This is a genomic window from Rhodopseudomonas sp. (assembly GCF_036404135.1).
Classification (GTDB): domain Bacteria; phylum Pseudomonadota; class Alphaproteobacteria; order Rhizobiales; family Xanthobacteraceae; genus Rhodopseudomonas_A.
The window spans coordinates 1-8,630 of the sequence record NZ_DASWPE010000048.1; the positions used below are offsets into that span (position 1 = coordinate 1).

Genomic DNA, 8,630 nt, shown 5'->3' on the forward strand with positions numbered 1-8,630 from the left:
GAAAAACTGGCCGAGCGGAATATAGGTCGTCTGATCGAAGGCGCGCAGCTGAATCTGGGCCGCAATTTTCTTCTGCTCGTCGGATGAGCCGGCCCGTGCGAAGGCATCGCGCAACGTTTCCATCTGCGCATCCTCCGGCCAGCCGGCCCAGCCGCCCTTGCGGCCCTTGCCGTTCAGGGGAACGCTCGCGATCGGATTCATGATGTCGGCGATGCCCCAATTGGTGAAGAACAGATTCCAGCCGCCGTCCTTTGGCGGCTTCTGGCTTGCGAACACGGCATTCTCGGTCTGCCAGTCCATGGATTGCACGGTGACCTGGAATCCCGCCTGGCGCAGCAGTTGCGCCGCGACGATCGGTTGCGGCTTCAGCGAGACCACATCGGTCGGCGCCAGGATCACGACAGGCGTGCCGTCATAGCCGGCTTCGGCCAGCAATTTCTTGGCCTCCGCGAGGTCGCCGCCCTTGAGCAGGGTGTCCGCCCCGATGTCGGTCGCCAGCGGCGTGCCGCAGCCGAAAAAGGCCCCGCATATCTTGTAGAACTGCGGATTTCCAACCAGCGCGTCGAGCACGTCCTTCTGGTTCATGGCGATCAACGCGGCGTGGCGAATCTTGACGTTATCGAAGGGCGGATAGAGGAAGTTCATCCGCCCCATGGTCTGGAAACCGAGGCCGTTCAGGACACCCGATGTCAGATCCTTGTCGGCCTGCAATACCGGCACCAGATCGAATGACGGCCGTTCCAGCAGGTCGATATCTCCGGACTGGAGCGCGTTGGCCGCGGTCTGCGCGTCGGGCATCGTGATCCATTCGACGCGATCCACCTTCACCACCTTGCCGCCCGAGGTCCAGCTCGGCGGCTCGGCTCGCGGCACGTAGTCGGTGTTCTTCACATAGACCGCCTTGACGCCGGGCTGGAATTCCGCGGCGACGAATTTGAACGGCCCGGAGCCGATCTGCTCGGAGATCGCCTTGCCCGCCGGCGTCTCGGCGATCCGCTTCGGCATCATGAAGGGCACCAGCGACGACGGCTTGCCGATCGATTCCAGCACCAGCCCGTAGGGCTCCTTCAGTTTCAGCGTAATGGTCTTGGCGTCGGTGGCCTCCAGCGACGCGGTGAAGTCCATCAGCTTCTGGCCCATGCCGTCGGCCGAACCCCAGCGCCGCAACGACGCCACGCAATCCTCCGCGGTGACCGGCGCGCCGTCGTGCCATTTCAAGCCGTCGCGCAAGGTGAAGGTGTAGGTCAGCTTGTCGTCGGACACCTTCCAGTCCGCCATCTGCGGCTGCACCTTGAAGTTGGCGTCCATCGCCAGCAGCGTGTCGTACACCATATAGCCGTGGTCGCGGGTGATGTAGGCGGTGGTGAGCCCCGGATCGATCACGCGCAGATCGGAATGCATCACCGCGGTCAGCGTCTTTGCCGAGGCGGGCAGCGATAACGCCAACGCCATCGCGGCGATAACGCCGCGTAATCTCCATTTCGGCAGCGATGACGAACGCAGCCGGCGCAGACTTTCAGACATTGAGTTCTCCTGGCTTGAAACTGATCAACCGCAGATGATTAGATGTGCAGGGCGATACATTCTTAGGCGGAGCAACCTACTAACACCTGGTGTTAGCTCGGCGCGCGAGACTTGCATCGCGTCGATGACGCGTCAATCGCGTTTTCACGCATGGTGATCGCGCAACGGCTGTGCGCAAAATCGCAGAGCGTTGCACGCGCAAACCGCTTGCTGATAACTTCGACACCATGTTTGATGCCCCCCGTTCGCCGACGCCCGATCGCCGCGCGCAGAGCGAACGCCGCGTCAACGCCGTAAGACGTCACGCCTCAGCAACGACTCGTTACAAACGTCCGCACTGAAGCCAACGACGTGACGACCAGGAGGAACCCGAATGAATCCAGCGAACCTGCCGTTCGATTCCGAGGCGATGCTGCAAGGGCTGCGCGCCTGGGTCGAATGCGAGAGCCCGACCTTCGACACCGGCGCGGTGAACCGGATGCTGGATCTCGCGGCGCGCGAGATGGCGATCATGGGCGCCCACATCGAACGCATCGCGGGGCGCCAGGGTTTCGCCGATTGCGTCCGCGCCAAATTTCCGCACCCCAGACAAGGCGAGCCCGGCATCTTGATCGCCGGCCATCTCGACACCGTGCACCCGATCGGCACGCTGCGCGATCTGCCGTTTCGCCGCGACGGCAACAAATGCTTCGGCCCCGGGATCTACGACATGAAGGGCGGCAACTATCTGTCGCTGGAGGCGATCCGGCAATTGGCACGCGCCGCCTTCACCACCCCGCTGCCGATCACCGTGCTGTTCACGCCCGACGAGGAGGTCGGCACCCCGTCGACCCGCGACGTGATCGAAGCCGAAGCCGCGCGCAACAAATACGTGCTGGTGCCGGAACCCGGCAAGCCGAATAACGGCGTCGTGACTGGACGCTACGCCATCGCCCGGTTCAACCTCGAAGCCCGCGGCAAACCGAGCCACGCCGGCGCGACGCTGTCGTCGGGGCGTTCGGCGATCCGCGAAATGGCGCGGCAGATCCTCACCATCGACGCCATGACCGACGACGACTGCACCTTCAGCGTCGGCATCGTGCATGGCGGACAATGGGTGAATTGCGTGGCCTCGACCTGCCGCGGCGAAGCGCTCAGCATGGCGAAGCGGCAGGCCGATCTCGACCGCGGCGTGGCGCGGATGCTGGCGCTCAGTGGCAGTTCGCCGGACGTGAATTTCACCGTGACGCGCGGCGTCACCCGCCCGGTGTGGGAACCCAACGACGCGACGCTGGCTTTGTATGAGCAGGCGCGCGGCGTTGCCGAACAACTCGGCGTCGCGCTGACGCATGGCAGCGCCGGCGGCGGCTCCGACGGCAACTTCACCGGCGCGATGGGCATCGCGACGCTCGACGGGCTCGGCGTGCGCGGCGCCGATCCGCACACCTTGAATGAGCATATCGAAGTCGACAGCCTCGCCGAACGCGGGCGTTTGATGGCCGGACTGCTCGCGACCTTGCAGTAGCAGCGGATCAGGAACGGCAACGCCGTGTTCGGTGGCATAGGAATTGCTAACTTTTAGCCGGGGCAACGAAAGGAAGCGATGCTGTTATATCTGCTGCGCCGTGTGCTCGCCGCCATTCCCGTGATGGGCGTGGTCGCGCTGGTGGTGTTCCTGCTGCTGCGGCTGACGCCGGGCGATCCCGCGGCGATCCTTGCCGGCGACAACGCCAGCCCCGAACAACTCGAGCGCATCAGGGCGTCGCTCGGCCTCAACCTGCCGCTGTACACGCAGTTCTTTAGCTGGATCGGCAAGCTGTTGCACGGCGACCTCGGCGTCTCGCTGATCTCGCAGGTGCCGGTGTTGAAGATGATCAGCCAGCGCGTCGAGCCGACCCTGGCGATCGCCGTCTCCACCATCATTCTCGCCATCGTGGTCGCGGTGCCGCTCGGCGTGATCGCGGCATGGAAGCACGGCAGCTTCATCGACCGCTTCGTGATGGGGCTGTCGGTGGTCGGCTTCTCGGTGCCGGTGTTCGTGATCGGCTATGTGCTGATCCAGACGTTCGCGATCGAATTGCGCTGGCTGCCGGTGCAGGGCTATCGCAGCATCTATAACGGCTTCGGGCCGTTCTTCGAACGGCTGATCCTGCCGACGCTGACGCTGTCGTTCATCTATATCGCGCTGATCGCGCGGATGACCCGCGCGGCGATGCTCGACGTGCTCGGCGAGGACTATATCCGCACCGCGCGCGCCAAGGGCATCGCCGAGCCCGGCGTGCTGTTGCGCCACGCGCTGCGCAACGCCGCGGTGCCGGTGATCACCGTGATCGGCACCGGATTTGCGCTGCTGATCTCCGGCGTGGTGGTCACCGAAAGCGTGTTCAACCTGCCCGGCGTCGGCCGGCTCACCGTCGACGCCGTGCTGGCGCGCGACTATCCGGTGATCCAGGCGATGATCCTGCTGACTTCCGGCATCTACGTCGCGGTCAATCTCATGATCGACGTCGCCTACACGCTGCTCGACCCCCGCATTCGATATTGAGGCGCTCTTGATGGCGATCGATACCCTGCCCGGTCCCGCGCTTTCCGTCCGTGTCCGCGCCGGCTCGGCGCTGTCGTCTCTGGTCGGCAGTCCGATCATCACGCTGGCCTCGATCTGCCTGGCGCTGATCGTCGCCTCCGCGGTGTTCGCGCCATGGCTGGCGCCGCACGATCCGTTGCTGCTGGCGCCGGCGCAGCGGCTGAAGCCCGCCAGCGCCCAGTTCCTGCTCGGCACCGACGCCTATGGCCGCGATATCCTGTCGCGGATTCTCTATGGCGGGCGGATCTCGCTGTTGATCGGCGTCGGCGCCGCGATGGTCTCGATCGCGATCGGCCTGGCGATCGGCCTGGTGTCCGGGTTCTTCAAATGGGTCGACGCGGTGATGATGCGGGTGATGGACGGGTTGATGGCGATCCCGAGCATTCTGCTCGCGATCGCCGTGGTGTCGCTGTCGGGCGCCAGCCTCACCACCGTGCTGATCGCCATCACCATCCCGGAAATTCCCCGCGTCGCCCGGCTGGTGCGTTCGACCGTACTGTCGGCGCGCGAGGAGCCTTATGTCGAAGCCGCGATCTCGCTCGGCTCCAGCCTGCCGAAGATCATGGCGCGGCATCTGTTGCCCAACACCGTGGCGCCGTTGATCGTGCAGGGCACCTACGTCTGCGCCTCGGCGATCCTCACCGAGGCGATCCTGTCGTTCCTCGGCGCCGGCATCAGCCCGGAGACCCCGACCTGGGGCAACATCATGGCCGAGGGCCGCGCCTACTTCCAGATCAAGCCGTCGATGATCTTCTGGCCGGGGCTGTTGCTGTCGATCGCGATCCTCAGCGTCAACCTACTCGGCGACGCCGCCCGCGACGCGCTCGACCCGCGGATGAAACAGCGGGAGGGCGCAAAGTGAATACGAGAGCGCAGCCACGCGTGATCTCACCTCTCTCCGCGCGCCGCAGCGCGATCGCATGCGGCTTTGGGAAATTTGCTGCGCGTAGCTCCGCCGCGAGCTGGCCTCTGCAGTTCAACGCGTCGTCCCTGCGCACGCAGGGACCCATACGGCGCGGAGCCTCGTTTTGCCCGAGGGGCCAAGGCCGTTTCTTCATCTTGGAAGCCAGGGGTGATGGGTCCCTGCGTGCGCAGGGACGACTCGTGGAGGGGCTCCGCTCGATCGCCGCCGTGCGATCCGAAGCTAATAGCTTAAGACGCGATTGCCCTGCGGTACGCATGCGACCGGACGGCGCCATGGATGATTGCGGGGCCGCGACATGACCGCCCCCATCCTCGACATCGAAAATCTGGTGGTCGGACTCGGCCGCAATCCCGGCGGCGAGCGGGTGATCGATGGACTGTCGCTGCGGGTCGGCGCCGGCGAGACGCTGTGCCTGGTCGGCGAATCTGGCTCCGGCAAATCGGTGACCTCGCTCACCACCATGGGGCTGTTGCCGAAGGGCGCGCTGGTGGCGAATTCCGGCCGCATCCGGCTGGTCGGCGAGGATGTGCTGCAGGCCAGCGACCGCCGGCTGCGGCAGCTACGCGCCACCACCATGGCGATGATCTTTCAGGAGCCGATGACCGCGCTCAATCCGGTGGTGCCGGTCGGCCGCCAGATCGACGAGGTGCTGCGGGCGCACACCGACCTCGACGCCCGCGCCCGCAAGCACCGCATCCTCGCGATGATGGAGCAGGTGCGGCTGCCCGAGGTCGAACGCATCTTCCGCTCGTTTCCGCATCGTTTGTCCGGCGGCCAGCGCCAGCGCATCATGATCGCGATGGCGCTGGTGCTCGAGCCGAAATTGCTGATCGCCGATGAGCCGACCACCGCGCTCGACGTCACCACGCAGAAGCAGATCCTGACGCTGATCCGCGAGCTGCAGAAGGACCATGGCACCGCGGTGCTGTTCATCACCCACGACATGGGCGTGGTCGCCGAGATCGCCGACCGCGTCGCGGTGATGCGGCACGGCCGACTGGTGGAGACCGGCACGCTCGACCAGGTGCTGCGCGCCCCCGCGATGGAGTACACCCGCAAGTTATTATCTGCGGTGCCGAGCCTGGTGCCGCGGCCGCCGCGGCCGGAGAGCTTTGCGCCGGTGGTGCTGGAGGCCAGCGAACTCGGCAAAGTGTATCGCGAGCGGGCGATGTTCGGCCGCGCCCGCGAAGTCGTGGCCGCGCAAGACGTCTGGCTGACGCTGCGCAAGGGCCGCACGCTCGGCATCGTCGGCGAATCGGGCTCCGGCAAATCCACCGTGGCGCGCTGCATCGTGCGGCTGATCGATCCCTCCTCCGGCGGCGTCCGCTTGGTGGGTCGCGAGATTTCCGACCTGTCGCGGCGGCTGTTGCAGCCGCACCGGCAGAAGATCCAGATCGTGTTTCAGGATCCCTATCGCTCGCTCAATCCGCGGATCAGCGTCGGCGAGAGCATCGCCGAAGGCCCGATCAATTACGGCATGCCGCACAAGCAGGCGCTGGCGAAAGCCCGCGAGCTGTTGCAACTCGTCGATCTGCCGGCCGATGCGATCTCGCGCTATCCGCATCAATTCTCCGGCGGCCAACGCCAGCGCATCGCGATTGCCCGGGCGCTGGCGCTCGATCCCGAGGTGCTGGTCGCCGATGAAGCAGTGTCGGCGCTCGACGTCTCGGTGCAGGCGCAGGTGCTGGAACTGCTCGCCGACATCCAGCGACGGCTCGGCATCGCGCTGTTGTTCATCACCCACGACCTGCGGGTCGCGGCGCAGATCTGCGACGACGTCGCGGTGATGCAGCACGGCCGCATCGTCGAACAGGGCCCGGCCGGCGAGATTTTGACGCATCCGCGCGAGGCTTACACTCGGCAGTTACTTGACGCCGCGCCCGGCCGCGGCTGGGATTTTGCCAATTTCCGCCCGGTCGCGGCAGAACCGACGTTGGTGATGTGATGACTTTCACAACTCATCGAAAGTCACTCGGGGCGCGAGCAGCGAGGCTCGCGCGTGAACCGGGAATGACTGGCTGCAAGCGAAACGTCTCCACCGCAAGGCCGCCCGAGCCTCGAAGGATGCGGGTTGCACGCTCGCCTGCCACGCCGTCGCCCTTCGAGGCTCGCCGAATACGGCGAGCGCCTCAGGGTGACGGCACAGGTCAGCGCTGGACTTCTTGGCGAGTTCAGCGTGCCTCGACCGGCGCCATGATGAGTCCTGGAATTCTGTTCGCAACCCACTCCCCAACAAGGATCATGCATGCCGACCCTCGACCGCATTGACGCTTTCGCCGACGACCTCACCGCGATCCGTCGCGATCTGCACGCCCATCCGGAGATCGGCTTCGAGGAGGTACGCACTTCCGGCATCGTCGCTGAAAAACTCACGCAATACGGCATCGAGGTGCATCGCGGGCTCGGTGGCACCGGAGTGATCGGCGTACTGAAGGGCAAGGGCGGCGGCGGCAAACGCATTGGCCTGCGCGCCGACATGGACGCGCTGCCGATGGAGGAGAACACCAACCTTTCCTGGCGCTCGACGATTCCCGGCCGCTTCCACGGCTGCGGCCATGACGGCCACACCACGATGTTGCTCGGCACCGCGCGCTATCTCGCCGAGACCCGCGACTTCGCCGGCACCGTGCATTTCATCTTCCAGCCCGCCGAGGAAGGCCTCGGCGGCGCCCGCGCCATGATCAAGGACGGGCTGTTCGACAAATTTCCCTGCGATGAAATCTACGGCCTGCACAACGCGCCCAATCTGGCGCTCGGCGAGATCGCGGTGTTTCCCGGCCCGGCGATGGCCGGCGCGGATTTCTTCGACATCACCATCACCGGCTACGGCGCCCACGGCGCGATGCCGGAGCGCTCCAAGGATCCGGTGATCGTCGCGATGACGCTCGGTCAGGCGATGCAGAGCATCGTCAGCCGCAACGTCGATCCGTTCAAATCCGCGGTGCTGTCGATCACCCAGATCCATTCCGGCTCGGCCTACAACGTAATCCCCGGCGAAGCCAAGCTCTGCGGCACGGTGCGCGCCTTCGCCGACGAGGTCCGCGTCTTGATCCGCGAGCGGATGCGCGCGCTCGCCGCCGGCATCGCGCTGGCGTTCGACGTCGAGATCAAGGTCGAGATCCGCGACGGCTTCAGCGTTCTGGTCAATCAGGAGGAGCAGACCGCGGTGGTGGCCGGGGTGGCGCGCGACATCGTCGGCACCGCCAACGTGCTGACCACGTCGCGGCCGAAAATGGGCAGCGAGGACTTCGCCGACATGCTGCACGCGGTGCCGGGCGCTTACTTCTGGCTCGGTCACGACGGCTCGGTGCCGCTGCACAATCCCGGCTACCTGTTCGACGACAAGCTCTTGCCGATCGGCGCCAGCATGCTGGCGCGGATCGTCGAAACCCGGCTGCCGGTCGGAGGGTGACGTCGGTCTGCAGAGCGCACGGCGATCGAAAGAAAGCCTCTGCATCTCAACGGGTCGTCCCTGCACACGCACTAAGGCATGCACACATCTCTGAGGCTCCATCCTGCGGCGATGGCGGAGAAGCGTTCGAGGCCGTGCTTGAAGGTGATGGGGCCGGGAGGTTTGGACGATGGATAGCCGTCCCAGCCGCCGAGCCGGCCGATGAT

General features: G+C 65.6%; 6 protein-coding genes. 5 read left to right on the top strand and 1 reads right to left on the bottom strand.

Annotated elements, in window-relative coordinates:
* The coding region (locus VGC77_RS05770) for an ABC transporter substrate-binding protein (RefSeq protein WP_414709614.1) at positions 1-1,524 on the bottom strand (1,524 nt) is incomplete at its 3' end.
* 373 nt (positions 1,525-1,897) lie between these two features.
* On the opposite strand from VGC77_RS05770, the gene VGC77_RS05775 reads away from it, so the two are divergent.
* From VGC77_RS05775 to VGC77_RS05795, 5 genes are all read left to right on the top strand, one after another.
* Entirely contained in the window at positions 1,898-3,028 is a 1,131-nt protein-coding gene (locus tag VGC77_RS05775) for a M20/M25/M40 family metallo-hydrolase (protein ID WP_331170618.1), read from the top strand.
* A 78-nt stretch (positions 3,029-3,106) separates the two neighbouring features.
* A complete protein-coding gene (locus VGC77_RS05780) occupies positions 3,107-4,048 on the top strand; it encodes an ABC transporter permease (RefSeq protein WP_331170619.1) in 942 nt (313 codons plus the stop codon).
* A gap of 10 nt (positions 4,049-4,058) precedes the next feature.
* On the top strand, positions 4,059-4,949 hold the full coding sequence (locus VGC77_RS05785; protein WP_331170620.1) for an ABC transporter permease: 891 nt from the start codon (positions 4,059-4,061) through the stop codon (positions 4,947-4,949).
* 358 nt (positions 4,950-5,307) lie between these two features.
* The gene (locus VGC77_RS05790) at positions 5,308-6,957 is read left to right on the top strand and encodes an ABC transporter ATP-binding protein (protein ID WP_331170621.1); all 1,650 of its coding nucleotides are present in this window, start codon (positions 5,308-5,310) and stop codon (positions 6,955-6,957) included.
* Between the two features lie 300 nt (positions 6,958-7,257).
* Entirely contained in the window at positions 7,258-8,424 is a 1,167-nt protein-coding gene (locus VGC77_RS05795) for a M20 aminoacylase family protein (RefSeq protein ID WP_331170622.1), read from the top strand.
* The last annotated feature ends 206 nt before the right edge of the window (positions 8,425-8,630 follow it).